Source organism: Pseudoalteromonas sp. BMB (genome assembly GCF_001709235.1).
GTDB lineage: Bacteria > Pseudomonadota > Gammaproteobacteria > Enterobacterales > Alteromonadaceae > Pseudoalteromonas > Pseudoalteromonas maricaloris.
This window is the reverse complement of sequence record NZ_MBQA01000039.1, coordinates 1-262: the sequence shown is the minus strand read 5'-3', so window position 1 is coordinate 262 and position 262 is coordinate 1. Positions and strand designations below refer to the sequence as shown.

Here is a 262-nt window from a genome sequence, read left to right as displayed (position 1 = left end):
AAGCCCGATAAACGCACTTCACCAATTTTGCCTGAACCACGGATTAAAAAGGCATTTACATTGGTGATTATAGTGCCAGACTCAAGCGCTTCAAGATCAGCCTGAAGATCACGAGATACAGTCTGCCATGTGCCACTTCTGGTCGATGTAGGTAGATAATAAGATGCATACTGACCATTCAATACAGGCTTTGAGGTGCCAGGATAGTAGGTAACGTAACGGTGGCCTTTATTCGTATTTACACTAATATACACCGTGTAGC

The 262-nt window shown here is 43.5% G+C and carries 1 protein-coding gene; it reads right to left on the bottom strand.

Annotation, left to right across the window (positions count from 1 at the left end):
• Nucleotides 1–262: hypothetical protein (locus tag BB427_RS24380; RefSeq protein WP_175401231.1), on the bottom strand; the 262-nt coding region annotated here is incomplete at both ends.